Genomic DNA, 25,768 nt, shown 5'->3' with positions numbered 1-25,768 from the left:
TACGCCGGGCATTGTCAACCCGAACCGATGGAGGGGTAATTCATGATGATCATGCACATCCAGCGCCCCTCATGTGGGCTTACCAGCCTGCCGGCGGTTTCGGTTCGACGATTCTCCTGACCTTTTAGACTTCGATCGCACCGCTTCTTAGCCGAAACCCTTTTTCGGTTTTCGAAGGAATCCTGCGATGTTTTTCAAGCTGTCGAAGGGGCTGAACGCCCCGCCTGAGCACGCCGCTGTTCAACCCCCGTCTTTCGCTGGCCATTCAGCTGCGAACAGGACGGATTTTTTTCCCTATTTTCACATGGAGGACGGACCGATGTTCGATCCCTGCAAAATTCCCGGTTCAAGAAACCTGCACGAGCGCAGGATGGCGACCTGGACGCTGTTGGTCGGCGAAACCTACTCGTCGGCGGTTCACGCCGAAACCCGCCGGCGCCCGCATCGCGGCATGCTGCCGGACGTCGACTTCTCGCGCGCGGTTCCCGACCGCAGCCGGCCGTCGCTGGTGCGCCGGATCATTAGGCTGATCCGCCCTGGCGCGAAAACCGGCGCGAAACTCCGGGTGGTCGACACAGCGCTGTCAGGATCGTCAAACGAGCCTGTCGGCGAAAAGCCCGCGACATCCTATATTGCGCGAAGCAGGATCGGCGGCCCGGGTGATTCCGGGACGCCGGTCCTTGCTGCCACGCGACCCATGACGCCATGCGCTCCCAGGACGCTACACGCTCCCGCGCGGCGAGAGCGAAAACGAGCATGTGAGTACCAAGACAATGTTCCGCTGGTTTGAAACAAGGCTCGATCCGTTCCCTGCCGAGGAGCCGGTCGAGCCGCCGAAGACGCTGATCGCGTTCTGCGTCCACTATACGCTCGGCGCCTGGCCTTACATCGCGATCGATGCGATGCTGGTGACGGCTATCGCCCTTGCCGAGGTGTGGATGTTCGGCTTCATGGGCCGGATCGTCGACTGGCTGTCGGTGCAGAATCGCGAGACATTCCTGCAGACCGAGGGCTGGAAGCTCGCAGGCATGGCTTTCATCGTGGTTTTCGCGCTGCCGGCGACGGTCTGGTTCCATGCGCTCCTCAACCAGCAGACGCTGATGGGCAACTATCCGATGCGTATCCGCTGGCAGGTGCATCGCTACCTGCTCAAGCAGTCGATGGCCTTCTACCAGGACGAGTTCGCCGGACGCATCGCGACCAAGCTGATGCAGACGGCGCTCGCCGTGCGCGAATGCGTCATCAAGCTCATCGACGTGCTCAATTATGTCGTGGTCTATTTCCTCGGCATGCTGTTCATTGTCGGTTCGGCCGACTGGCGGCTGGCAGCACCGCTTGCCGTCTGGCTTGCCGGCTATGTCTTGCTCCTGCGCTATTTCATCCCGCGATTGGGCAAGGTCGGCGAGGAGCAGGCCAACGCGCGCTCGACTATGACCGGCCGCGTCGTCGACAGCTACTCCAACATCCAGACGGTCAAGCTGTTCTCGCATGCGCGGCGCGAGGCGTCCTTCGCCCGGGAAGGCATGGCCGGCTTTCTCGATACGGTCTACCGGTCGATGCGGTTGGTGACGCGGCTCTACGGCCTGCTCTACGTCCTCAACTCACTGCTGTTGTTTTCGGTCACTGCGATCTCGCTGTGGCTGTGGCTCGGCCAGGTGGTGACGATCGGCGCCGTCGCCCTGGTCATCGGCCTCGTGCTTCGGCTCTGGGGCATGTCGCAATGGATCATGTGGGAGATGTCCACCCTGTTCGAGAATATCGGCACGGTGCAGGACGGCATCAGCTCGATCTCGCTGCCGCGCGTCGTCGAAGACAGGCCTGGCGCCAAGGACATTGTCGTGATCAAGGGCGAGATCCGTTTCGAGGACATCCGCTTCCACTACGGCAAGCAGAAAGGCATGATCGAAAGCCTGTCGCTGACGGTGAAGCCGGGTGAAAAGGTCGGCATCGTCGGCCGCTCGGGCGCCGGCAAGTCGACGCTGGTCAACCTTCTGTTGCGCTTCTACGACCTTGAAAGCGGCAAGATCCTGATCGACGGCCAGGAAATCGCGGCGGTGACGCAGGATTCGCTGCGCGCCCAGATCGCCATGGTCACGCAGGATACCTCGCTGCTGCATCGCTCAGTGCGCGAGAACATCCTTTATGGCCGACCGGACGCCAGCAACGAGATGCTGGTCGAGGCAGCACGCCGCGCCGAGGCACTTGATTTCATATCAAGGCTTTCGGACGCCAGTGGCCGCACCGGTTTCGATGCGCATGTCGGCGATCGTGGCGTCAAATTGTCAGGCGGCCAGCGGCAACGCATCGCGATTGCCCGTGTTATGCTGAAGGACGCACCGATCCTCATTCTCGACGAGGCGACGTCTGCGCTTGATTCCGAGGCTGAGGCCGCCATCCAGGAGAACCTCTATAAGCTGATGCAAGGCAAGACCGTCATCGCCATCGCGCACCGGCTCTCGACCATCGCGGCGATGGACCGGCTCGTCGTCATGGACAAGGGCCGCATCATCGAGGAAGGTTCGCATGAGCAACTCGTCGCCAGCGGCGGGCTCTATGCGCAGCTTTGGCAGCGCCAATCGGGCGGCTTCCTGCTCGACGACGGTGCCGCCGCCAACGATGCCATCGTCAAGGGCCAAGCAGCGGAATGATAGCAGCGGAATGATGACAGTGGAATGATGGGCAGCAGAATGATGGCCGCTGAATGATGATTGCCGTCTATCGCTGGTTCGAGAACTGGGTCTATCCGTTCAGGGAGCCCGCGGACCTTCGGCCACCGGTCAGCGTCAGCGGTTTCCTCTGGCACTATGTCGGCCAGGCGAAGGTCGCCTTCTTCGCCATGCTTGTCATCGGCGGCATTGCGCCGCTGGTCGAGGCTGGGCTGTTCTACTTCGTCGGCAGGCTGGTCGACATTCTCGACCAGATCCCCGGCGAGCGCAGCTGGGACGCGCTGTGGACTGCCGCCGGCCCCGAACTTGTCTTCATGGCCGCCGTGGTGCTGGTCGTCCGCACCATCGTCGTCGGCCTGGCGGCGCTGGTCGACGAGCAGACCATCACCCCCGGCTTCTACAATCTGGTGCGCTGGCAGGCGCACCGTCATGTTTCGCGCCAGTCCTACGCCTTCTTCCAGAACGACTTCGCCGGCCGCATCGCGACCAAGGTCTGGCAGGCGGGCCAGGCGACCGGCGATTTGATGGAAAGCTTCATCGCGGTCGTCTGGTTCATGGTCGTCTATACGGTGACGACGCTGGTGCTGGTCGCCGGTCTCGACTTGCGGCTGGCGGTGCTGGTGGTGATCTGGATCACCGCCTTCGGCTGGCTGGCCAAGCGCTATCTGCCGGCGATCCGCAAGCATGCCGAGGCAACCGCCGAGGCTGGTTCGATGATCACCGGCCGCATCGTCGATTCCTATTCGAACGTGCAGACGCTGAAGCTGTTCTCGGCCGACGGCGACGACCGCTACATCAGGAGCGGCTTCGATATCTATCTTGACGCGCTGCGCCCGTTCACCCGCCGGCTAACCGGCGTGCGCATGGCGCTGACGACGCTGTCGGGGATGATGATCACCGCGATCGCCTGTTTTGCGGTCTATCTCTGGCTCGAAGGCTCGATCACCGTCGGCGCCGTCGCCTTCACGTTGTCGCTGGTGTTGCGGCTCAACATGCTACTCGGCCGGCTGATGATGCAGCTCAACGGCATCCTGCGGAATCTCGGCGTGCTGGAAAATTCCAAGGCGCTGATCTCGCAGCCGCTCGGCCTGACCGACGCGCCTGACGCCAGGGAGCTTGTCGTCGCCGGCGGCCGCATCGACGTGAAACAGGTCGAGTTCCACTATGGCAAGGGATTCGGCGTGCTCAACGGCATCGATCTTGTCGTGCGGCCGGGCGAGAAGGTCGGACTGGTCGGGCCGTCCGGCGCCGGCAAGACGACGCTGGCCAATCTGATCCTGCGCCTCTACGACCTCGAGGCCGGCAAGATCACCATCGACGGCCAGGATGTTTCAAAGGTGACGCAGGATTCGCTGCGCGCCAATATCGGCGTCGTTAGCCAGGATACTGCGCTTTTCCACCGCTCGCTTCGCGACAACATCAAGCTCGGCATGCCGGACGCGACCGACGCCGAGGTGGTCGCGGTCGCGAAGAAGGCCGAGGCGCACGACTTCATCCTTGACTTGCGCGACAATCGTGATCGCCAGGGCTACGAGGCCTTTGTCGGCGAGCGCGGCGTGAAATTGTCGGGCGGCCAGCGCCAGCGCGTGGCGATCGCCCGCGTCTTCCTCAAGGACGCGCCGATCCTGATACTCGACGAGGCGACGTCGGCGCTCGATTCCGACATCGAGGCGGCCATCCAGGAAAATCTGGCGAGGCTGATGGAGAACAAGACGGTCATCGCAATCGCGCACCGGCTGTCGACCATCGCGGCACTCGATCGCCTGGTGGTGCTCGACGGCGGCCGCATCGTCGAACAAGGCACGCATGACGAACTGGTCGCTATCGACGGGCTTTATGCGCGGCTGTGGAAGCGGCAGTCCGGCGGCTTCCTGTTCAACGAGGAGAGCGTGCTGGAGGAGACGCGGCCGGCGGAGTAGGGCCAGATTTCAGCAAAAACCGGAGTGAATCATGTCGGTGAGAATGCCATCGAATTTCGGACGGTCGGGAGCGCGGGAGAGCGCGCTCGACCTGCTCGGCCATGAAATCCTCGGCGAAAAGGCGGCGGCGCTCGGCCGCGCCGGCCGGCGGGTGGATGAAACGCTGGCGAGGTTGCGTGAACATGGCGAGGATGGCGAACGTCGTGCTCGCCTGCTCAGGGACGCGGCGGAGGCGGTCCATGGCTATTTCATCCAGCGCGAATTGTGCGGCTTGCGCAAGCACGACGCAGTGATCCGGGAATACAACATCCCCAAGGCCGTGCTGGCCAGGCTTGGCGCGAAATAGACAATAGTGTTGAAATCTGACGCTTGGTACCGAAGACGAAATAAATACCGATTTCGACCCGTTCCAGTCGTCCAGATTCGCTCGCGCTACGGAATAAGTTGACCCGAAGCCGCCCTTCATCAGCCCATTTCGCTGCCTGATAGCTGACATTTTTGGCAACCAGCACTGATGGCTCGGAAGCCTGCTGGCGGGGTTGAAGCCATGGACCAGCCAGCGCTCGTTCTAAGACAAGCAGTATTTCGCTGATCGTATCCATGGCCCCCCTTGCTCAAAGAAATCCGTGACAATCCCGTTCTCTGGTTGTTGGCCTTTGCGCCTGCGGTGTTCGTCGCCCAAGCACTCGAGCCCGAAGCACACACGCTGCTTTTTGTGCTTTCCGTGCTGGCGATCGTGCCGCTGGCCGCGCTGCTGAGCTACGCCACCGAGTCGATGGCGACCAAAACGGGCGATACGGGTGGGCGGCCTTCTCAATGCGACGCTGGGCAACCTCACCCAACTGATCATCTACTCACTCGGTCTGGTATTCTCGCTTAAAACGCATCGGGAGTTTTTCGGCGGCGGGGATCCCCATCCGGACGCAGGCGAATCGATGTTGCCGGCGCCCGTAGCTCTGGGGACGGCGGCCTGTCTGACCGTCAAAGGTTCGGAGCGGCTTGAGACAATTTGCCGGTCTCGGGAACAAATTTGGATTCTTTCAGTTAATGACGACGTTTCGCATACGGCAAACATTGCCACCAGCGAGGGACGCGATCATGAGGTTCCTGTCAGGCATAGCGACCTGCCTGGTCGCCACTTTTGCACTTACAAGCACTGTTCCAGTTGATGCCGCACCGATCTTCGTGCCCAGGGCACAAAGCGCGCAGTCCGATGTCATCCAAATTCGAGATGGCTGGTACAGGGGTTATCGCGGCTATCGCCACTATCGTCCGGGATACCATAGGCACAACGACTTTTGGTTCCCCGCCGGCGCATTTGTCGCTGGAGCGCTGCTCGGCAGCATGATCGCCAACAACAACGGCTACTACGGCGGGTATTACCGAAGCGGCTTCTACGGCGATCCGTATTACGGCGGACCCTATTACGGCAGACCTTATTATGGCGGATCCTATTATGGCGGATCCTATTATGGCGAACCGTATTACCGCGACCGGTATTACCGCAACCGGTATTATGGCGACCGGTATTATGGCAATGGGTATCACTCAAACAGGTCCTATCGCCCATGCTCGCCCCGGGAAGCCGATTCCGGTAATTGCTACTAGCGCGGCCTGTCGCGACATATTCTACCGCCTATCGCGAATTTGACCTTGATGTGCCCACATGGCATCATGGAATGGTAGCTGGACTGCGAAGACAAGACTTCTTGCCGCGGCGGCCGATCCCTTCAACGTGCGGCTGGCAGCCTGCCTCAGTCGACTACCCTGCTGATTTACGTTCTTGCGGTTGGGTGGGCATGAATTGAGCCCAACGAACGAGATTGGCAAGACGTCGATCTGCCTCTGTGTTCTATTCTCGAACGGTTTCGAGTGGAGGAGAAAATGGCCAACATCAAAGACACAGCTTTAGACATAAATGCGGCGCCGCCGAGCGCTGAGCAACTGCGAATGGCTCTCCTAGAGGAGCAGATGGCGGAGGCAGACAAGCAGGAAAAGCTGCGGGCGAAAAAAAATCAGGAGCTCACGAAGTTCACAGAAAGTTTCCTCAAGGACCAGGTGAACGAGAATGAAATCGCGATGGTCCGCCGCCTGGTGATGAACGCTGTCAAGAACGGCAAGTACGAAGCACTAGTATATAGTTTTCCGTCGGCCCTTTGCACTGACAGCGGCCGAGCCATCAACAGCGCTGATCCGCAATGGCCCGAAACGCTCCAGGGGAAGGCCAAGCAGTTCTATGAGCGCTACCAGAAGAATGCGAAGCCGCAGGGTTACAAGCTTAAGGCCATGATTATTAACTTCCCCGGCGGAATCCCTGGCGACGTCGGCTTCTTCTTAAATTGGGAGCCCGAAACCAAATAGGAACCGGTAATGGTTCTGAACAGCGTGTATAGCTGGGTCAAAGCACGTTCGGCACCACGTTGCGCGGAGTTGCATCGTCCACGAAGTTGTCGGGCCGCTTCTGGCGTTTGCTGAAGTTAGGTTTTTCGAACTCGACGCGCTCATAGGGGATGGAGCTCAGAATGTGCGAAATGCAGTTGATGCGCGCGCGCTTCTTGTCGTTTGACGGCACAATCCACCAGGGCGCATGCCTTGTGTCTGTTGCACGGATCATCTCGTCGTAAGCGCGGGTGTAATCCCACCAGCGGTTGTACGATTCGACATCCATCGGGCTCAGTTTCCACTGTCGAAGGGGGTCGTCGGCCCGCTGTCGGAAACGCCGCTCCTGTTCTTCCTCACTCACATCGAGGAAGTATTTGAGCAGCGTTATGCCGCTTTCGACCAGGGCGGTTTCAAACGTCGGCGCCTGTTCGAGAAAGCGCCGCGCCTGCTTGTCGCTACAGAAACCCATGACGCGTTCGACGCCAGGACGGTTGTACCAGGAGCGGTCGAATATCACGATCTCGCCTCCGGCGGGCAGGTGCTGGATGTAGCGCTGCATGTAGATCTGGGTCTTCTCTCGATCGGTCGGAGCCGGCAGGGCGACGACGCGGAACACTCGTGGGCTGACCCGCTCGGTCAGGCGCTTGATCACGCCGCCTTTCCCGGCGGCGTCACGGCCCTCGAAAATGATCGCGATGCGGGCACCAGACTTCTTCACCCAGGCCTGAAGGTGGGCAAGCTCAACATGCAACCGGGCGAGTTCCTTCGCATATTTTTTTCCTCCCGATTTCGCTTCCTCCGCCGGTTCGGATATCGTAGCCGCTGCCCTGTCTCTATTCTTCTTACTCATGTCTTCCTCCACTCCACTGGCACGCAGCCATTAAAATGACAGTTGGGTGACAGCAGGAGAGTCCCTGAACTGTCACGCTTGGGGCCTCGAACGCATGATACGCCTCTTCGAGAATGTCGAAGACCATGTCGGAGCCAATGCGCTCGATCACGCCGGCGCGAACAAGGATATCGCGCGCTTCGGCGTGAAGCTCCGCTACGCCAAGCCTGATCCCGCGATTGCGCAATTCGTCACATAGCTCCTCCAGCATTGCCGCTGCCGAGCTGTCGATCTGGGAAATTGCACTTGCATCAATCAGCAGCCAGCGTGTGTCTGCCGGCAATTCCTCGGCAATGGACCGCAGCCGCGATGCGACGTAGTCGGTGTTGAAGAACAGCAGGCTGCCTTGAATGAGGCATACGGCGAGGCCGGGTACCTGACGGGCCTCGGGCGTTCGATGCAGTTTGTAGAAACCGTCATGGCCTGGAACACGGCCGAGCATAGCGTCGCGGGGAAACATCAGCTTGCGCAAAACATAGACCAGCGTCGCGCCGATCGCGATGACAACCCCGTTAAGGACGCCCAGACCGATCGGACCCCACATCGCAATGAGGGCGAAGACGAACTCCATGCGGCTGATGCGCCAAATCTGCCTAAGGGCGGCGAGATCTATCAGGCTGATTGCAGTAGCCGCAAGAATCGCCCCGAGCGCAGGGATCGGGATAATCCTTAGGGTCGGACCGAGAAACAGCAGTGTCGCGATCAGGGTCGCGGCAGCCACGATGCTCGTCACCTGCGAGCGTCCGCCAACGGTAAGGTTGACCGCCGTGCGCGAGTCGGAGGCCGTCACCGGGAAGGCGCCGAAAAGGCCCGCCCCTATGTTCGCAGCGCTAAATCCGATGAGTTCGCGGTTCGGATCGACCGGGTAGCCGCCTATTGCCCCAAAGCTGCGGGCCGTAATGATGCCGGCGCCGTAGCTCACGAGGAAGATCGCCGCGGCGCCGAGGGCCAATGTCTGGATCGGAAGGTCAGCGATCGCTGGCAACGACAACGAGGGCAACCCTGTCGGAATATCGCCGACTACGGCGATGCCGCGTCCTTCAAAGTCGAAAACGGCCGAAAGCACTACGGAGAGGACCACGACCAGCACTGGCCCGGGAACCGGAAAACGCATGGCCCGCGCGATCTGCAACAAACCGAACATCCCCAAGGCCAGCAGAAGAGACGGCCAATGTATCGATCCGGCCTTGCGCAGAAGTTCGAGGACCGGTGCGAGCAGGCCTTCCGCCTCGACCTTGACTCCGGTGAAGCGACCGATTTGGCCGATCAGGATCGAAAGCGAGATGCCGATGAAGAACCCCGTCAGGATGGGACGCGACAGGAAGGTTGCAAGAACGCCGAGCCGAAGCACCCACGCCGCCAGGCAAAACAAACCGACGCCAAGCGCGAGGATTGCTGCGATCGCAGTTCGCTCCACTTCGAGCCCGACTGGCACGCTCGCGGTAACGGCGACCAAAACCGCCGCAAGCACCGTCATCGTAGCCGCGTCCGGACCGACTATGAGCTGACGCGAGGGGCCAAAGATCGCGTAGGCAACCAGCGGCGCGATGCTCGCGTAGATGCCGGTCTCAGGCGGCAGGCCCGCTATCGCAGGATAGGCGATAGCACTGGGAAGCCCAACCGCGGCAACTGCAAGCCCGGCAGAGACATCGCTCCGCACCCAGCCCGGTTGATAACCGGAAAGGCTCGTAAGCACGGGAAGGCGCAAGCCCACCGGGTTGAATCCTTAGCTGGCATAGCTATTTTATTAGCTTCAGCGACTCTATAGCCTTGTACCGGGCCTGACAACACTCGGCCAATGAGCGAGATCGAGCTAAAATTTCTCCTCGACGAACTGACGTCGAGCCAACTGGGCGCGCGCGAAGGCGTTGAAGCTGGTTACTGGCCGCCCGAAAACCAGGACGCTCAGAAGCATCTATCTCGACACCCCTGATCATGCGCTGAAGAAGGCAGGAATTGTGCTCAGACTCCGGCGCGACGGGCGGCGTTGGATACAGACCGTCAAGACCAAGCCAGAGCAGCATGGCGGTCTGTCGCAGGTTGGCGAGGTGGAGAACCCGGCTCCGGGCGGCCGGCTGTTTCTCGAAGCGATTCCGGACGCAGCGGTCCGAGAGGAAGTCGTTCGCCGCGTGAACGGCGCGCCGCTTGAGTTCGTCTGCGAGACCGTGATCAGGCGTTCCGCCAGCGAGTTGTCCCTTGAGGACGGCACGCGTGCGGAACTGGCAATAGACATCGGCGAAATCCACGCCGGGGGGCGCTCGGCCGAGTTGCGTGAATTCGAGATCGAACTCATTGAGGGCAGCCTGGGCGGACTGTTCGACATTGCACACGCGCTGTTTCCCGATGGGGGATTGAGGTTCTCCCGGCTTTCCAAGGCGGCGCGCGGCTATCTGCTCGCGGAACAGGGATGGATCGACCCGCCGCTCGCGCCCCGCAATGCCGAGGACGTTGCACTCGATCGGGCTCAGATCGCCGAGCAGGCGGCACGCGGCGTCCTTCGCGAGTGCCTCGATCAGGTCGCCACGAATGTCGTGGTGATCCGGGAGCTGGACGATCCCGAAGGGCCGCACCAGTTGCGGATCGGCCTGCGCCGATTGCGAAGCGCGTTCTCTGTCTGCGCTTCCGTTCTGAAGAGCCCGGAAATGACGCGGCTCAGCATGGAAGCCCGCTGGTTTGGCCAGGAGGTCGGGCGTCTCAGGGATATCGATATGGTGGCGAACAATATCGTACGGCGGGAGGTCGAGGCCCACGCGGATGAACCGGGTCTGCCGCCCCTTGCCGATGCTCTCTCGAGGCAGGCGGGGGGACTGCGCGATGACCTTCGCAAGGTTCTCCCCGACGCGCGCGTGCAGGCGTTCCTGATCGACCTGGCGCGTTTCGTGGAGGCGCGAGGCTGGCTCGTTCCTCAAGATTTTGGCCAGACCGAGCGGCTTGCAGCGCCGGTCGTCGAGTTGGCTGGCAAGGCACTCAGCAAGCGCTGGAAGACAGTTAGCAAGCACGCACGTGGACTGGAGACGCTCGATGTGGAGCAGCGCCACGAGTTGCGCAAGGAACTAAAGAAGCTGCGCTATGCGGTTGAGTTCTTCTCTCCCTTGTACCCGGCGAAACGTGCTGAACCGTTCCTGAAGCAATTGAAGAAACTTCAGGCGGTCTTCGGCGACCTGAACGACGCGGCGGTCGCCAGAGCCATGTTGACGGGAGCGGAAGCGCCCGGCGCCGGCGATCCGGCCGCGCAACGCGCCATCGGATGGGTGATCGGAGCGAGTCAGGCGCGCGCCGAATTTGGCTGGGCTGGCGCAAAAACCTTGTGGGGAAGCCTCGACGAGACCCGCCCCTTCTGGAGGTGACCGGCCCCGCTGCATGGAGATCGCTGGCCCGGCTGTGGCCTCCGGAAGACGCGGCGATTGTTTGACAGACCAAACTTTGGTTGATGGCGTTTCCCCGCAATCCTGCTAATATGGTTGGCGTCGCCAAGTGGAGTTTTGCTGAGATGCAGGCTATTGCCGACACCCTGATGCGGGTCGTGACGCCAGACATGACGCCCAAGCAATTGACCAAGGCGGCAATGAAAGCGCATCCGAACGCGTCAAAGAAGGATATCGCCTGCGCGGCGTTCTTCTCGATTATTGCAACCGCCGATCAGGACCACGGCAAGGTCAAGAACCTGCAGGCGTTCGCAATAGCCGAGCGCGTAGCCGGCGGCTCTTGATCGGGCGCTTGCGTCCAACCAATGCCGACCGAATAGCAATCCGCGAGCAACAGATTGAGCTTTGCCGCGACATGATTGCGTGGGAAGCGTCACACCATTGGGGCGATGCAGTCCAACTCGCGCATTTCTCGACTGATATCATCGAGGAATACAAGCGCCTGATCGCCACGCTGCAGCTAGTCAGCGACGGGTTGCGGAACCTTGAACCAGTTCAGTGACTAATCCACTGGCCGCGTCCCGTGCCATCTTATGAACGGCGTATTCTTCCCGGTAATCTCCACCCGCGTACAGAGCCTGGCCCAGCCTCCGGAATTGGTACGTCGCAAACCTCAAAGGGCTTCTGATACCCGACAAATCGAAGAGCCCGCATGGTCTTGCCGTCAGTCGTATGACCCTCCTGTCGTTGACCCTGGGCAGGACCACAAGATACACGCACGCAACACAGAATCCAAAGAACGTCGGCGCGCCGCCCCTCAGTAAGAAGTTGGTGGCGCTCGGGTCCGCATCCGCCCGTCTGGCTGTGTAAGGGTGAAGTGCCGGTCTGAGTCCTTAGTTGGGTGACGGACTTCTGCGCTGAGCCTAAACTTGCCAGATGACACTTTATGCGCGAAACTTGGTTTTCGAAGAGCCACTCATAGAGCAGATGTGGGAATAGCGTGGTTGTCCACACCACCGTCACAACCGGCATCAAAAATAACGGCGAGCAAAGTGGGGTCCAATCAAATGGCATATGTCGCGTCTTGGCGGAATCCTCGCGTGAAGGCGCGTGGTATGGTCATAAGAGCAACTTTCGCCGCCACTGCGTTGTCGCAGTTAGCGGCCATCGCGCATGCCAGCGAGGGATCATTTGATGACTTTCCTTTCTTAGTACATTGCGAGGTTAGCGGCCTGCATCGTGCTTTCTATTTGTCCACAATTGGCCAAGACGGGGTTGCCGTCTATATTTCGCCAGACAGGCAGGCCGGCACCATAACTGTAAGCGGCAAGGCCGATCCGGTGGGCGGAGACGGGTCGGGAAGTTGCGCAGGAAAAACACTTGAGCAACTACGATCGACGGGTCAAGCATATGACTTGCAACACTGATCTTTGAGGAATGTAGTCTTATTCTTTGACCTACTATCTCAGCTAGGACACCGGCTGTGGCCGGCTGAATGCCCGGTCTTCGTACGTGCCTTCCTTCGAGCCAAGCCAATGCTGCCTGTCTCGCGCCTGACAGAGTACATGGGATGATCAGCGAAGTTCCATCCGACCGCTCTTCACGGCAGGATCCCCAGTCATATTCACGCCCACCGAGAGGTGGCTCACGACCGAGCGCCAATGGGTGCCTAGTTTTGATTGAAACTCGTCGTATAGTGCTGGATGGCTCCCCGTACGCTGGAGAATAGACGCTCGGGTCCTAGTCGATCGGCGAAGCCAGAGGCCCGGATGTATTCGAGTACGCTGGGGTTCAGCGCCAATATCCAACACGTCGTTCCTTGCTCGGTTATGCGGCGTTCACCCTCCATTATCATCTGGAGGGCGGAATACTCGATGTCGAAGACCCGGCTCATGTCGAGCGCGAGGACGCGCGGCTTGTGCTCGACGACCAGGGCCTGGATCTGATCCGCGACCCGTTGGGCATTGGCGAAGAAGAGCCGTCCCTCCGGCCGGAGGATAAGCATGCCCTCGAATGTCTCATCGTCCGGGTGCTCGGGTGACAACGGACGGATTACGTCGGTGCCCCGCTTGCGGCCGATCACGTAGACATTTGGGTTGGCCGACTGACTGGCCAAGCCAACGAGCGACAGAACGATCGCCACGACGATGCCCTGCAGCGTGCCGAAGGCAAGTACGCCAAGGAAGGCCGCCAGCGCCCATCGAAACTCCATTCGCCGTACCTTGCGGATCGACACGAACTCGGCCGGCTTGATCAGTCCGATCGAGTAGACGATCACGATTGCCGCCAGCACAGCCTGAGGCAACAGGCTGAGCAGCGGGGCCAGGAGCAGCATGGTGGCCGCCGCGGCACAGGCCGTGACGAGAGATGCCTTCTGCGTTTGTCCTCCGACCGCGCGGACCACGGCAGTCTGGGAAGTACCACCGCCCGCCGGCATGGCGCCGAACAACGCACCCGCCAAGTTGGCGGCCCCTGTTGCAAGAAGCTCGCGGTCGGCCTTGATGAGTGGCTCGGCGGGGGCGGCGAAGGCTCGCCCAGCGGCGATCGATTCAGTGAAGCTCATCAATGCGATGCCGAGCGCGCCCGGCAAGAGTTGCTGGACGAGGCTGAGAGTCGGTAGGGTGATCGACGGGAGCGACTGTGGGATGAACCCCACAATCGCGACGCCCACAGAATCCAAACCGACGAACCATGAGAGCCCAATCCCCGCGCTCACCGCTACGAGGGGAGCCGGCGAATGGGGCCAGAGCCGCTCCATCGCCAACAGCGCCAGTATTGCCGCGATGGCGATGGTCAGAGTGAGCAGCGACGTGTTGGGTAAATGGTGCGCCACACTCAGAATGTCGCGGAGGAAGCCTTCCTTCGCAATGTGCACGCCGAGCAGCTTCGGCACCTGATCGAGTACGATCACAAGACCGATACCGGCCTTGAAGCCGGTCAGAACGGGAGACGAAATGAAATTGGCGACGAACCCGAGGCGAAGCACTGAGGCCCCGATCAGCAGGGCTCCGGTCAGCGCGGTGAGCGTCGCAGTTGCCGTGATCAGCTTATCCGGATCACCGTCCGGAACTGCGAGCCCGAGCTGTGTCCCAGCGAGGATCGCAAGGGTGGTCGTAGAGCTTACACTCAGGACGCGCGATGTGCCAAGCAACGCGTAGACGATCATCGGCACGAAGGCCGTGTAAAGTCCGACACTCACCGGCAGGCCCGCAACCGTGGCGTAGGCCATCGCCTTTGGCAGGACGACGGCTGAGGCCGTCAGGCCTGCGACCACGTCGAGGCGTTGGATTGCAACAATCGAGGGCTTTTTCACGCCGCTTTGCCAGCGCTCAACAATCGAGCGACCTTGCCGATGTCAGTTATGGGTTCTCAACCTAGTCTAGCTAGGGTGTAACTCCTCGGCAAGGAAGGTACTTAACTGTATCCGCCAGGGATCGCGTGGTCGAGGTGGCCGCTGTATCCGAATTCGCGCGCAGGGCGGCGATAGCGGCGAGCACGAGATCGTCGGCCGTGAGCTGGGGAAGCGTTTCAGCTTCAATGTCGTTGTCGCGAAAAGCCTGCTCGTATTGCTGCAGGCCGAGGCTCCGTAGCCATTTCGCGATGTCCACGCCCCTTCTCCTTTTCGGCTGCGGGGGGCTGCCCTGTTCTCCCAACTATATCCCAAATCGATGGAGTAGGCGGAATCTCTTTGGAAGAGGCCGCTGAAACGGAGATATCGGCGTGGAACGGGTGGCCTGACGACGAGCATCGCGCTTCTCGAGAGGATGCCTGCTCTGAGGTCAGGACTTGCCCATGCTCTTGCCTCGGGGAAGGTCAGCTTCGGAGAAGCGCCGGCAATGTCAAGAAATGGCGCGTCCTGACTAAGCCGCTCGCGCGGCAATGGCGCCCGTGGTGAGGGTGCAGCAATGATCTGAACGGTTCCGTTGCAAAATTGTCGTCTGGCAATAGAAACTCTGGGAACGACCCCAGCCTCACGCGACGGCGATGATTTCGAATTGCTCGGCGATGGCGGATTTGGATTGAAGGCGTACCTCGCCTGTCGTTTTCGCATCATGTGGATCATCTCGATCCCGCCCAGCCTGGCGATAGCGCTTGCCAAGTTTGAAACCGAGCATAGGCCGCACACGACAGTTGATGCGCCGGTGATCCTGCTCGATGCGGTTGTTGAGGTACTGGCTCTTTCGGATGCGGATCGGCTTGAGCTGCCACCGCGACCGATCCCGCAGCCGGCTTTCCGCGTCACAGGAAAGGATCGCCTCGCGATTCGTCTGGCTGCCGTCGATGACGATGCGCTCGGGGTGGCCGTGACGCTGCAAAGCCTTGCGCAGGAAGCGTTTGGCCGCCGGCAGATCACGATGTTCCCTGAACCAGAACTCGACGGTGTCGCCGACGCTGTCGATGGCGCGATAGAGATACATCCAGCGGCCGCGAACCTTGATATAGGTTTCGTCGATATGTCACCTTCCGCTGACGGGACACTTGCGCCGATTGAAGCCTTTCAGCAGCAAGGGCGAGAAGTGAACGACCCAGCGGTGGATCGCCGAATGATCGATATTGATGCCGCGCTCGGCCATCATTTCCTTCAAATCGCGAAGGCTCAAGCCGTAGGCCAGATACCAGCGAACGCAAAGCAGAATGACGGACTAGTCGAAATGGCGGCCCTTGAACATCTGAACTCTCCGGCGAAACACCAGAGGCCATGCCATGCGCCTGGTTACCGAAAACTTTGCAACACAGCCCAATTTTGCAACGGAACCCGACAGAATGCCTCTCCCAACCATCAACCGACAGTTAAACTGGCTAGGTGTGTCTTTCCTGCACTAGCTGCGGTGTAGTCCCCCGTTAGTTTGCGTGTTGTAGCTTGAACCGATTCGCCCGAGGGGAATATGTGATGAGCAGAATTCTAATCGCAGTGGTTGCGGCGCTCGCCGTCGCCAGCCTAAGCGGCTGCGCAAATATGGACATCGGCAAAGGGAAGGGGAAGGCTCCGCCGCCTGTCGTCGTCGAAGAGCCTGCACCGGCGCCCGTGTACAAGTAAACCGGCCCAGGTCGGGATGGGGAAAGAGCCGCTGGCCTTTCCCATCAGCCAGCAATCCGGATCGGGCGACTCTTCGGCTCGGTCGTGAGGTCGGCAGTGGCGGGCAGGACCCCGCTTTTGATCTGCGCTCCTCGGAGTTCGGGAATGAAATGACGCTTGTAAGTGGCCGTTCACTGTCCGTGGCCCTGCTCGCGCTCGCGGCGGCATCATGCCAATCGCAATCGCAGAATAAACCTCAACTGAATTTCACGTCCGATGATCGGACCCTAGCGGCTGCCGGGGCGCCGACGAGCACGGTGAATTCAGCAGAAGGCCGGTACTTCATCGAGTTCCGCTCCCGCTACGCCTATACATACGGGCACTCCTTCGTGATTTTCGGGCGCATGGACAAATCGGGAAAGATGATCAATGCCGAAGTCGCCGGGCTCGCGCCGAAATCCAACGATCCCAATATCTATATGCTCGGCCATCTCGCGCCGGTGCCGGCCTCGACCGAATGGACCGACGGCGATCTGGAAATCGCCTACCGGTCGGCGAGCTGGACAGTTCCGCTTACCGAACCTGAATACAGGAGGGTCGTGGCATATATACGCAAGCTGCAGGCCAAGTCGCCGCTCTGGCATGCGTCGCTCTACAATTGCAACGCCTTCGTGGCCGACATCGCAAGCTTCATGGGCTACAAGACGCCAGGTATCTGGCTTATGCCGCGTGATTTCATCACAAAGCTTCGACAGATGAATGGCGGGCCGAATGCGATCGGCTATACCGGCCCGCCGGGGGTTGAATCCGGAAATGCCCCCGCCGCAACGGCCCCCCGTTAGCAGATCGAGAATGTCGAGGCACCCGCGCCTCCTCAAGACGTCCATACCGCCGTAAGGGCGCCGGTGAGCTAGATTGAGCATGGAAGCGAGTTCAGTCGGCGAGATCGTATGGGTGTTCGGGATCGTCGGCTGGTACGTGATTCGATATCCTTTCGAGCACCGGGCCAAGCGCGTGCTGCTCTTCGGCCTGGCGATTCTGCCCGGCTTCTATGTCGCGACCGGAATCCCCGAGTCAGCCGACTTTACGGCGAGATGATGGGCGGTCGCGTTCGGGGCTATCATCTTCGCCCTGGCCGCGCGCGGCATGGGCCTCCCGGACTTTAATGGCGCATCATTGCCATCCGAATCAAAGGATGCGCTATGGGACAGGTTCTACACCGCCGCGCCACCATGCTGAAGCGGAGCCACTCGTTCGCCTCTGCCCAAAGCACGGGAACTCGGCAAGCGGAATTAGACTCCAAACGGAAATCGCTTGCTGTAAGGTGCGATTGCTCAAGTGTTGTCATGTGCCGGTTGTCCTGCCATGAACGGTCCCGATCCCGTTAGACCCGTGCTCGACCCCATCGACCGTCTGTCGGAGGTAATTTTCGGACTATTGATGGCGCTTTCCTTCACAGGCACCATGAGCGTCGCGGTTGGCGAAGGCGACATGGTGGGGGCCGTGCTGATGGCTGCCCTGGGCTGCAACCTCGCTTGGGGAATTGTCGACGGCGTCATGTTTGCCTTGACGACAGCTGTGGAGCGGTGAAGCGCCTAAATTTCTTTGAGGCCATCCGCGTGATGCCCCTGGCAGAGGCGCGGCGCGTCTTCCTCTCCGAGTTGCGAAGGACGTCCGCCTGGTCACATCCGAGGCCGACGCCGAAAGTATCGTCACGCGCATCAGATCTCTTCCAGCATCCGACAATCGCCGCATTGTGAACATTCGGGCTGTCAGAGCTGCAGTTTCAATCTGCTTGCTGGTCATCCTATCGACGCTTCCACCCAGCATGCCGTTCCTGTTCATCGACGATCTGCCGACGGCGATGCGCGCGTCGAACGCGGTAGCCGTAGCCATGCTGTTTTTGATCGGCGCACGGCTCGGCAAATATCTGGGCAGAAGCCCTTGGCCGATGGCTCTGGCCATGGCAATCGGTAGCGTCTTGGTAGTTACTATAGCGCTTGGAGGGTGAACTGCCGGGCGTGCGCATTGAGTCCACCCTACTAGCCGATTTGGCTCGCGGCGCTGCCGCCTAGCTTAAAAGCAGCAACGCGTGCCGGCTTCATCGCGTTTCCCCAGCAGGTTCTCTATCATCGCCATCCGCTATCCACGCATTGAGCAGCGTGTAGGCGACCGCCAGAACCGTCGGGCCTATGAAAATGCCCAGTATGCCAAACGCTACCAGGCCGCCGATGACCCCGGCCAGGATAAGCAGCATAGGCAAGTCGGCGCCTCTGCGGATGAGAACAGGGCGAATAAATTGATCCATCGTCGCGGCGACGATGGTAAAGGCCAGCAACACCGTCGCCCAAAGCGTGTCGCCCGAATAATACATCCAGATTACTGCCGGAGCCATTACCAGGACCGGACCGAGCTGGATCAGACACAAAATGAAGATCAATGCCATGAGCACGGCGGCATAGGGCACGCCGGCCACGGCCAGCCCGATACCCGCTACAGCGCTTTGCGCAACGGCGGTAACCACTACGCCTAAGGCCACACTTCGGATCGCCTGGCCGGCTAGCTTTACCGCGGTCTCTCCACGAACGCCGCCCAGCCGGCGACCGAAGAGAATTGCGGTGGCGGCGGCCCGTTCACCGCCCGAATACATGATCGCGGCAATCGCGGTCGTCAGCAGGAAATGTATGAACATGCCACCCAAATTTCCGGTGGCGGACGCGAACCAGTAGGTCAGCGTTCCGGCATAAGGGGTCAGTCTTTGGACCAGTTCCTGAGCGCCCGCCGAGTTCAGTTTCTGCCATGCTTCGGCAGCGCGTGCTCCAACCAGGGGCACTCCCTCCAGCCAGCTGGGTGGCGGTGGCAGTCGCATCGACAGGATAGTCCGGACCAGGTCGCCAACCTTGTCGATGTTCGCGATGACCGTGCTGAGCGCCAGCCAGAAGGGCACGATCACAAGCAGCAGCAAGGTCAGCGTCATGATCAGGACGGCAAGGCCGCGGCGGTTGCCGGTATGGCGCTGCAACCAGAGCATGAGCGGCCAGGTGGCAAGCACCAACGTCGTGGCCCACACGATCGCCGGCAGAAACGGCTGCATCACCCAGACGCTGGCGATGAGAAGACTGCCGATGAACAGCACCGCCAGCGTCACGCGGGTGAGATCCTGACGAGGATGGACGCGGGGACGCGAACCTTCCGAATCCATTATCTGCCCTCCCAACGCCGCTCGCCTATCTTTCTCACGTTATGTTCTCCAAGTCCGCTCCTGGCGCGCCCAAACCTGCGGTCAGCCCATCCTTTGGTGTTCATCTCTGGTATTCGCCGTGACGGAACCACGCTCCACCCACCTGCCTAGATTTGCGGCGGTAGAAGGTAGATCGTCATGGCGAAGATCAGATAGACCATCAGCAGCAGCACTCCGACGAACCATGCGGAACGTCCGCCATTGGTCATCAGGAACGCCGTTATCGTGGCAATAAGCACCATGACGACCGCGCCCGGCCAGAACAGAAGGTCCATCGGAGCAGGGCCGATGACATAGCTGAGGAGCACCATCATCGGGGCAACGAAAAGCGCGATCTGCGATGCGGCCCCAAGCGCGATGCCCACGCTCAGGTCCAGCCGGTTCCTTCGCGCGCCGGCAAACGCCGCCGCCATCTCGGCGGAACCGCCCACCAACGCAACGACGATGAAACCCACGAAGGCGGGGGTCATGCCGAACGCGACCGCAGCCTCCTGCACCGACTCGACGAACACTTCGCTTACCAGCGCAACAAGCAATGTCACCGCTGCCAACGTTCCGAGGGCCAGGCCCATCGGCCACGCTTCGCCGTCTTCCGCATGGGCTGTTCCGCTGAAAAGTTCTCGATGGGTCTTCAGCGAGAAGACCAGGCCCATCGCGTAGGCGCCGATGAGCAGCACCGACAATCCAACGCTCAACTGCTGGGTGAACGCGGACGTGGCAACGGAATCGACTTGCGCCACCATGGACGGTGTCACCATCGCGATCGTAGCGAGGAACAGCAGGCTGGTTTGCAGCCTGGCGCTGACTCTGTTGTACTCCTGCACATGATACTTGATACCGCCTAGCAGGAACGAGGCGCCCAACATGAACAGAGTATTGGCGACGATTGCTCCGGCGATAGAAGCCTTAACCAACGTGTACTGGCCGGCTTGCAGCGCAGCCAGCGCAATGACCAGTTCCGTCAGGTTTCCCAACGTGGCATTCAGCAGCCCGCCGACCGTATCGCCCGTCTTGGACGCGACCGACTCGGTAGCCGCGCTCAGCAAGGTGGCCAGCGGTACAATCGCCAGCACAGAGAGCACAAAGAGCAGCGTGTGCGCTTCCGGCTCCAATTGCCGGACGACGAAGACCACCGGAACAAACGCCAAAAGCCAGAGAACGACGTTGCTACGGATCTCTTTGATCAAGGGGCCCATTTCCAGCCTCATTCAGGAGATTGCTGTCAGCCGCCCTCAGCGCCTGCACGGCGACCGCCGCAATGAGGCCTGTCATCACTATGCCAGCAAAACCGATTGCTACCGCCAGTAACCGCGTCAGAAGGTGCTGCGGCGAGAAATCGCCGTAGCCGATCGTAAGACCCGTCACGAAGGTGAAATACAGAGCTTCGTCGACGCGCCAATTTTCAATACGCCCGATGATCAGCCCGCATCCCGCCATGGCGAGAAGGATGCCGGAGAAGATCGGCCAGACCACGCGAAGCTGCTGCACGAGCGCATAAAAGAAGCTGCGTCTCAACTGCCGCGATCGGGGCTTGCCGGGTAATCCTACTGCCACCGAAGTCCCTTTCTCAGGTCGGATTTCACTTCGCCGTCACGCCCACGATCACCGTCCCCCAGGTTGTGAGCAGGATATGGCCGATGGAACCGCCGGCGTATAGCCAAGGACGGCAACCGGGCTACCCGAGCGGTCCTGCACCGCCGCCATGCCGGCGGTCATGGTCTGCGCCCCAGCCAGTCCTCCGAGGAGCAGTATGGGGTTCATACGGAGCAGGTAGTGCCGGAGGTACAGTCCCGGCCCCACCGAAGAGAGGGAAGCGCATACGCAGATGCCCGACAACCAGTCCTGCCAGCAGCGCCTTCAGCGACGGAGAAATCGTGATCCCAAGCTGCCCAACGATGACGGCTGCAATGGGGGTCGCTGTCACCGCTCTTAATCCGAGATCTTCATCCATAAAGGGGCAGAAATAATAGCAAATGGCTAGAGACATGAAGGTCAAGATTTCAGGACAGCTGCGAAGCGTGCTCACGAACCCATTCTACCACGACACCCTCCTGTTGCAGGTTCAATACTGAAACAAGCGGCCAGAAGTTCTCCGATTGCTTCCGCCGCTAAGCTAAATTGTATGATAATTATCCTAATGAAACCGCTGATTGCAATTTCAGTTAATTTGAAGTCGTACAATACACCCTTGCGTGCCTTATTTCAAGGTGTTATCATGGAACAACTGCATCGCTATGTTATTGAAGTCTCGATTTTTTTTAACGTAGACTACTACTATGGTTACATTTTAACAACAGACGTGAGCGAGAGCGGAGGGACGATAATTCAAAGCTTATTTAATTATGGTGTGTCTAAAAACTGCGCGAGAAAGTAGTTTGACAGTAGAGAGTTGAGGGCCATTGAAGGGGTGTTCCTGTGGCGCATCAATTTTCCAGTGAGTTTGGCTCTGTTCCGAGCTTGAAGCGACGGCTCACCCCGCGTGACCGGTTAAACCATATCGATGCCGCGCAAACGGTTTCCAGTGCAAGCCGTATTCGCGAAGGCTCCGACAGCGGTGGCGCGGCCGGAATGCCCGACCGATGCAGATCGGACGCGCAAGGACCGCCTCTGGATGTTCAGCCCAACGCGAATTCTGCGGCGTACTGCGGAACCCTCGATTTCGAGTTCTGGCTGCGCAAATACCAAGGCGAGGAAATGGTTACGTGGCTGAAGAAGAACGTTCATCCACTGGACCTGGTCTATCGCCTGGCGGAAAACCACTCGATCGTGCTGCTCAATGGCGGGGGTTTCGATGCTCCCAACTGGAGCGTGCGTGTCTCCTTCGTCAATCTCCAGGACGATATCCATGACGACATAGGTCGCGCCGTCCGCGCGGTTGGGCGGAGCTACGTCGACCCTTTCGACGCCGCGCAAAAGAAATAGCTTGGCGATCGCAACTGTAGGAGCAGCCAGATGACCCATTGGTCCAGGTTCGGCCTCGTTTCAGTCGGCCTTGCGGCCCTTCTGCTTCTTTCCGCGCCGTTCGGTGCGCCTGCCTACGGCCAGACCCCCACTCCGACTCCGCGGCCGGCGGCCGACAGCGAACCGGCCGCCGTCACTGAGGAGCCTGCTCCTCTCACGCTCGACGAACTGAAGGTCCTGACCGCGCCGATCGCGCTTTATCCCGACGATGTCGTCGCGCTCACCATCGCGGCTTCGCTCTATCCGCTACAGATCGTGCAGGCGGCCCGCTTTCTCGACGAAAAGGCGAAGTCTCCCGACCTCGAGCCGAGCGACAAATGGGATGGCAGCGTGATCTCGCTGCTCAATTATCCCAAGATCGTGAAGATGATGAACGACGATCTGGAGTGGACCGAACAGTTGGGCAATGCGGCCGCCAACCAGCAGAAGGATTTGCTCGTCGCCATCCAGCAGTTGCGCGACGAGGCGGTCGCCAAGGACTACCTGAAGACGACGGAGCAGGTGCAGGTTGTCAACGAAGGCGACAATGTCGTGATCAGGTCTGCCGATCCGCAGACCGTCTATATCCCGACCTATCCCCCCGAAATGCTGTACGAGCCCGACTACGTCATAGCGGGCGACCCGATCGCCTACGACCCGTACCCCTCCTATTACTATCCGACAGCGCCCTACTGGGCCGCGCTTGCTACCGGTGCGATGTGGGCCGCAGTGGTCGACTGGGACGACTGGGGAACCTGGGGCGGCGACGTGGATCTCGACGTCGATATCGGCGACAACATCGATATCGATTTCGATAATATCGACATCGACAATATCGACATCGACAGGCTGAAGGACCTCGACCTCAAGAACATCGACCGCGACAAGATCAATCTCAAGAACGCGAACATCGACCGCGACAAGCTCAAGCAGAACCTGAAGAGCAAGGACTTCAACAACGTTGCCCGCAAGGCCAAGGACCGGGTGGGACCGGGCAAGCGCACTGAAGCCGGCAAGCTCCAGGCGCGCGCGCATGACCTCAAGGGCAAGGATGTCCGCAAAAACGTCGCCGAAGGTTTGAAGGACCGGCCGCAGGCCAAGCTGCCGAAGTCGGGGACCAAGCGGCCCGATGCAAAACGCGTCTCGGACCAGCACAGGAAGGCGAAACCGGCGGCCAACAAACCTGCGGCGAAGAAAGTCGCTCAGAAAAAGTCCTCCAGGAAAAAGCCGGCTGCGCGCGCCGACAATCGTCCGCGCAAGCCGTCGGCGATGGGGAATCCGCGACCTGGCAGGGTTGCGACCAACCATTCGAACCGCGGTGCCTATAGCCGGGGTGGCGGCCATCGCCAGGTGCAGAGCAGAGGTGGAAGAGGAGGGGGCGGAGGCGGACGAGGCGGAGGCGGACGAGGCGGAGGACGCCGGTAGCAACTGCCGTATCGTGTGCGACATCCGGTTTATTTCAGGAACATGATCATGATCCGATACCTCATTACCGCAACTCTCGCACTTTCGCTCGGCGTTCCCGCACTTTCGGCCGGCGGCGCCCAGGAAGCACAGACCAGCACCACGCAGGATCTCGATGCCTTCATCGGCGAGACGCCCACGCCGTTCGCAACAGTCGACGAACTCGTCGAGGCGTTCCGCAAAGCGCTGGAGGAAGATGACAAGGAGGCCGTCGCCTCGCTTCTCGGACTGTCGCCCAGCGAAGTGCTGAAGTCGAAGGAAGTGGAGGCGAGCTTTCCGGAAATCCGCGAAGAGGCGGCGAAGGGCATCGCCGTCAAGGAACTGGCAACCGACCGCCGCTCGCTTCTTCTTGGTAACCAGGTATGGCCGTTTCCATTCCCTGTCGTGCAGACAGAGGGCAAATGGGCGTTCGATACCATCGCCGGGCTGGAAGAAGTCATCAACCGCAGGATCGGCGAGAACGAGCTGACCACCGTCGCCAACCTGCGCGCCTATGTCGAGGCCCAGGAGGATTACAAGGAAACCGACTGGGACGAGGATGGCGTCGGCGAATATGCTCAGAAGTTGATCAGCACGCCCGAAACATATGACGGGCTCTATTGGGAACCCGGCGACGGCGTGCCGGAAAGCCCGTTCGGTTCGCTGATCAGCCAGGCCGAGTTGGCGACGGCCGCCGAGGACGGCTATTTCGGATACCGCTACCGCATATTGAACGGTCAAGGCGCTAACGTCGCCGGCGGCCAGTACGACTACGTCATCAACGGCAACATGATCGCCGGCTTTGGGCTGATCGCGATGCCTGCCGAATACGACCGCACAGGCATCATGACCTTCGTCGTAAACCAGTACGGCACAGTCTACGAAAAGGATCTCGGGCCCGATACGGCGGCGCTCGCCGAAAAGATCACGGCGTTCAATCCCGATGACGGTTGGGCCGTGGTCAACGATCCGGGCGAGTGAGCGGACCCATGCACATTCCGGATGCGTGCTTTGGGACTAGACGGCTGTCGCGTACCTGCATTCAGAGGGAGGCCCCTAGTGAAAACGATAGCCCTGCTTCCTGTTATCACCTATCCCGAACCCAACCCTGAAATGGTAGTGCCCAGGGCGGTCGCGATGGCGGCGGCCCTCGGCGCGCAACTGCATGCGTTGGCCATCAACGTAGAGATCCGAAACATCTCGAATGCGCTGTCGCGGAGGCTGGTCGACGTCCCCAAAATGACGCGGGAGGCCGAAGCGCTGTGCCGGGATCGCGGCGAAGCGTTTCTAGCAAAGGTTGTGCTGGAAGCGAAACGGGCAGGCGTGGACTCAACCACAGACGCGGTCACGTCGAACGCTCCCTTGCTGAATGACACCGCTGCAATTCACGCGCGTTACTATGATCTCGTTCTCTGCGCCTGGGAGGAGAACAACCCCACGAGCAGGACGACCGCGCAGGCCATTATCTTCGGGTCGGGAAGGCCGACGATCCTTCTGCCAGAGGTCGAGCCTGTCACGAAGCTGCACAGCGTTGCTATTGCCTGGGACGGCAGCCGTGTTGCGGCTCGCGCTGTGGCGGATGCACATCAGGTGTTGCGCCGCGCTTCCAAGATTACGGTGCTCACCGTGACGGGCGAGAAGTCCCTGCAGGAGACGGACGCCGCCCAACGCTTGACTCAAGGGCTGAACCTACGCGGGCTGTCAGCCGAGGCCATGCCATTCGTATCCGAGGATTGCCCGGTCGAGGTGTCGCTTCAGGAGCGAGCGATCGAAATCGGCGCCGACCTGATGATCATGGGAGCGTTCGGTCACACCAGACTGAGGGATTTCGTGCTCGGTGGGGCTACGAAAGGCATCCTGTTGGACGTCCGGCTGCCGATAATGCTTTCGCATTGATCGTGTCGGT

At 60.3% G+C, this 25,768-nt stretch carries 25 protein-coding genes and 3 pseudogenes; 19 read left to right on the top strand and 9 right to left on the bottom strand.

All coding sequences use genetic code 11. The features are described 5' to 3' along the window. The first annotated feature begins 773 nt into the window (after positions 1–773). The 6 genes and pseudogenes from AC0L3O_RS13365 to AC0L3O_RS13340 all read left to right on the top strand — a co-directional run bounded on the left by AC0L3O_RS13365 (position 774) and on the right by AC0L3O_RS13340 (position 6,946). The gene (locus AC0L3O_RS13365; protein ID WP_473615849.1) at positions 774–2,648 is read left to right on the top strand and encodes an ABC transporter ATP-binding protein; all 1,875 of its coding nucleotides are present in this window, start codon (positions 774–776) and stop codon (positions 2,646–2,648) included. Between the two features lie 53 nt (positions 2,649–2,701). Next, on the top strand, positions 2,702–4,585 hold the full coding sequence (locus tag AC0L3O_RS13360) for an ABC transporter ATP-binding protein (protein ID WP_128247198.1): 1,884 nt from the start codon (positions 2,702–2,704) through the stop codon (positions 4,583–4,585). Positions 4,586–4,616: 31 nt separating this feature from the next. Next, entirely contained in the window at positions 4,617–4,931 is a 315-nt protein-coding gene (locus tag AC0L3O_RS13355) for a DUF6665 family protein (RefSeq protein WP_128174437.1), read from the top strand. 264 nt (positions 4,932–5,195) lie between these two features. Continuing rightward, positions 5,196–5,436, top strand: a pseudogene (locus tag AC0L3O_RS13350) (calcium/proton exchanger); the annotation flags it as partial. Positions 5,437–5,683: 247 nt separating this feature from the next. Next, positions 5,684–6,193 (top strand): BA14K family protein, encoded by a 510-nt coding sequence (locus AC0L3O_RS13345; protein WP_473615781.1) that lies wholly within the window; start codon positions 5,684–5,686, stop codon positions 6,191–6,193. 276 nt (positions 6,194–6,469) lie between these two features. Beyond that, positions 6,470–6,946 (top strand): histidine kinase, encoded by a 477-nt coding sequence (locus AC0L3O_RS13340; RefSeq protein ID WP_128178093.1) that lies wholly within the window; start codon positions 6,470–6,472, stop codon positions 6,944–6,946. A gap of 37 nt (positions 6,947–6,983) precedes the next feature. On the opposite strand, the gene ppk2 is transcribed toward AC0L3O_RS13340, so the two are convergent. Both ppk2 and AC0L3O_RS13330 read right to left on the bottom strand, forming a co-directional pair. After that, positions 6,984–7,817 carry a polyphosphate kinase 2 gene (gene ppk2 / locus AC0L3O_RS13335; RefSeq protein WP_128178101.1) on the bottom strand — a complete coding sequence of 278 codons (834 nt, stop codon included), beginning with the start codon at positions 7,815–7,817 and terminating at the stop codon, positions 6,984–6,986. Next, positions 7,810–9,570: a SulP family inorganic anion transporter gene (locus AC0L3O_RS13330; protein ID WP_473615779.1), complete on the bottom strand. Its 1,761-nt coding sequence runs from the start codon at positions 9,568–9,570 to the stop codon at positions 7,810–7,812. The genes ppk2 and AC0L3O_RS13330 overlap by 8 nt, the downstream gene beginning before the upstream one ends. 84 nt (positions 9,571–9,654) lie before the next feature. Between AC0L3O_RS13330 and AC0L3O_RS13325 the strand changes: the two genes are divergently transcribed. The 4 genes from AC0L3O_RS13325 to AC0L3O_RS13310 all read left to right on the top strand — a co-directional run bounded on the left by AC0L3O_RS13325 (position 9,655) and on the right by AC0L3O_RS13310 (position 11,783). After that, on the top strand, positions 9,655–9,789 hold the full coding sequence (locus tag AC0L3O_RS13325) for a hypothetical protein (protein ID WP_473615854.1): 135 nt from the start codon (positions 9,655–9,657) through the stop codon (positions 9,787–9,789). Next, on the top strand, positions 9,725–11,203 hold the full coding sequence (locus AC0L3O_RS13320) for a CYTH and CHAD domain-containing protein (protein WP_473615778.1): 1,479 nt from the start codon (positions 9,725–9,727) through the stop codon (positions 11,201–11,203). The genes AC0L3O_RS13325 and AC0L3O_RS13320 overlap by 65 nt, the downstream gene beginning before the upstream one ends. Positions 11,204–11,286: 83 nt before the next feature. Beyond that, positions 11,287–11,565 carry a hypothetical protein gene (locus AC0L3O_RS13315; RefSeq protein ID WP_473615848.1) on the top strand — a complete coding sequence of 93 codons (279 nt, stop codon included), beginning with the start codon at positions 11,287–11,289 and terminating at the stop codon, positions 11,563–11,565. After that, the gene (locus tag AC0L3O_RS13310; protein ID WP_473615776.1) at positions 11,562–11,783 is read left to right on the top strand and encodes a hypothetical protein; all 222 of its coding nucleotides are present in this window, start codon (positions 11,562–11,564) and stop codon (positions 11,781–11,783) included. Before AC0L3O_RS13315 ends, AC0L3O_RS13310 begins: the two co-directional genes overlap by 4 nt. A gap of 1,107 nt (positions 11,784–12,890) precedes the next feature. Here AC0L3O_RS13310 and AC0L3O_RS13305 read toward each other — a convergent pair. From AC0L3O_RS13305 to AC0L3O_RS13295, 3 genes and pseudogenes are all read right to left on the bottom strand, one after another. Further along, the gene (locus tag AC0L3O_RS13305; protein WP_473615775.1) at positions 12,891–14,534 is read right to left on the bottom strand and encodes a SulP family inorganic anion transporter; all 1,644 of its coding nucleotides are present in this window, start codon (positions 14,532–14,534) and stop codon (positions 12,891–12,893) included. A gap of 70 nt (positions 14,535–14,604) precedes the next feature. Further along, the gene (locus AC0L3O_RS13300; protein ID WP_287344762.1) at positions 14,605–14,829 is read right to left on the bottom strand and encodes an SAM domain-containing protein; all 225 of its coding nucleotides are present in this window, start codon (positions 14,827–14,829) and stop codon (positions 14,605–14,607) included. A gap of 363 nt (positions 14,830–15,192) precedes the next feature. Further along, a pseudogene (locus tag AC0L3O_RS13295) lies at positions 15,193–15,858 on the bottom strand (IS6 family transposase). A 254-nt stretch (positions 15,859–16,112) separates the two neighbouring features. Here AC0L3O_RS13295 and AC0L3O_RS13290 point away from each other — a divergent pair. From AC0L3O_RS13290 to AC0L3O_RS13270, 5 genes and pseudogenes are all read left to right on the top strand, one after another. After that, positions 16,113–16,259: an ABC transporter gene (locus AC0L3O_RS13290; RefSeq protein ID WP_077380058.1), complete on the top strand. Its 147-nt coding sequence runs from the start codon at positions 16,113–16,115 to the stop codon at positions 16,257–16,259. 149 nt (positions 16,260–16,408) lie between these two features. Continuing rightward, positions 16,409–17,080 carry a hypothetical protein gene (locus tag AC0L3O_RS13285; RefSeq protein ID WP_473615774.1) on the top strand — a complete coding sequence of 224 codons (672 nt, stop codon included), beginning with the start codon at positions 16,409–16,411 and terminating at the stop codon, positions 17,078–17,080. Positions 17,081–17,159: 79 nt separating this feature from the next. Continuing rightward, positions 17,160–17,333 (top strand): annotated as a pseudogene (locus AC0L3O_RS13280) (protein-S-isoprenylcysteine O-methyltransferase); the annotation flags it as partial. Positions 17,334–17,603: 270 nt separating this feature from the next. Beyond that, positions 17,604–17,828, top strand: coding sequence for a hypothetical protein (locus AC0L3O_RS13275; protein ID WP_473615772.1), 225 nt, complete (start codon positions 17,604–17,606; stop codon positions 17,826–17,828). Between the two features lie 88 nt (positions 17,829–17,916). Beyond that, positions 17,917–18,249: a VIT1/CCC1 transporter family protein gene (locus AC0L3O_RS13270; protein WP_473615846.1), complete on the top strand. Its 333-nt coding sequence runs from the start codon at positions 17,917–17,919 to the stop codon at positions 18,247–18,249. Between the two features lie 90 nt (positions 18,250–18,339). Here AC0L3O_RS13270 and ydiK read toward each other — a convergent pair whose 3' ends face one another. From ydiK to AC0L3O_RS13250, 4 genes are all read right to left on the bottom strand, one after another. After that, the gene (ydiK, locus tag AC0L3O_RS13265; protein ID WP_473615771.1) at positions 18,340–19,440 is read right to left on the bottom strand and encodes an AI-2E family transporter YdiK; all 1,101 of its coding nucleotides are present in this window, start codon (positions 19,438–19,440) and stop codon (positions 18,340–18,342) included. 146 nt (positions 19,441–19,586) lie between these two features. Beyond that, a complete protein-coding gene (gene cax / locus AC0L3O_RS13260; RefSeq protein WP_031255267.1) occupies positions 19,587–20,675 on the bottom strand; it encodes a calcium/proton exchanger in 1,089 nt (362 codons plus the stop codon). Further along, complete coding sequence (locus AC0L3O_RS13255) at positions 20,647–20,994, bottom strand: potassium channel family protein (protein ID WP_473615770.1); 348 nt, start codon at positions 20,992–20,994, stop codon at positions 20,647–20,649. The genes cax and AC0L3O_RS13255 overlap by 29 nt, the downstream gene beginning before the upstream one ends. An 87-nt stretch (positions 20,995–21,081) precedes the next feature. After that, the gene (locus AC0L3O_RS13250; protein WP_373420421.1) at positions 21,082–21,279 is read right to left on the bottom strand and encodes an aspartate-alanine antiporter-like transporter; all 198 of its coding nucleotides are present in this window, start codon (positions 21,277–21,279) and stop codon (positions 21,082–21,084) included. A gap of 615 nt (positions 21,280–21,894) precedes the next feature. Here AC0L3O_RS13250 and AC0L3O_RS13245 point away from each other — a divergent pair. The 4 genes from AC0L3O_RS13245 to AC0L3O_RS13230 all read left to right on the top strand — a co-directional run bounded on the left by AC0L3O_RS13245 (position 21,895) and on the right by AC0L3O_RS13230 (position 25,758). Then, positions 21,895–22,401 (top strand): hypothetical protein, encoded by a 507-nt coding sequence (locus AC0L3O_RS13245; RefSeq protein ID WP_473615768.1) that lies wholly within the window; start codon positions 21,895–21,897, stop codon positions 22,399–22,401. A 30-nt stretch (positions 22,402–22,431) separates the two neighbouring features. Further along, the gene (locus AC0L3O_RS13240; RefSeq protein ID WP_473615767.1) at positions 22,432–23,844 is read left to right on the top strand and encodes a DUF3300 domain-containing protein; all 1,413 of its coding nucleotides are present in this window, start codon (positions 22,432–22,434) and stop codon (positions 23,842–23,844) included. Between the two features lie 48 nt (positions 23,845–23,892). Next, a complete protein-coding gene (locus tag AC0L3O_RS13235) occupies positions 23,893–24,843 on the top strand; it encodes a DUF2950 domain-containing protein (protein ID WP_473615765.1) in 951 nt (316 codons plus the stop codon). Between the two features lie 78 nt (positions 24,844–24,921). Further along, the gene (locus AC0L3O_RS13230) at positions 24,922–25,758 is read left to right on the top strand and encodes a universal stress protein (protein WP_287260228.1); all 837 of its coding nucleotides are present in this window, start codon (positions 24,922–24,924) and stop codon (positions 25,756–25,758) included. Positions 25,759–25,768: the final 10 nt, after the last annotated feature.

The sequence above is a fragment of the Mesorhizobium sp. WSM4810 genome (genome assembly GCF_055811235.1).
The sequence above is the reverse complement of the archived record's forward strand: the minus strand, read 5'-3'. Positions and strand labels throughout refer to the sequence as shown.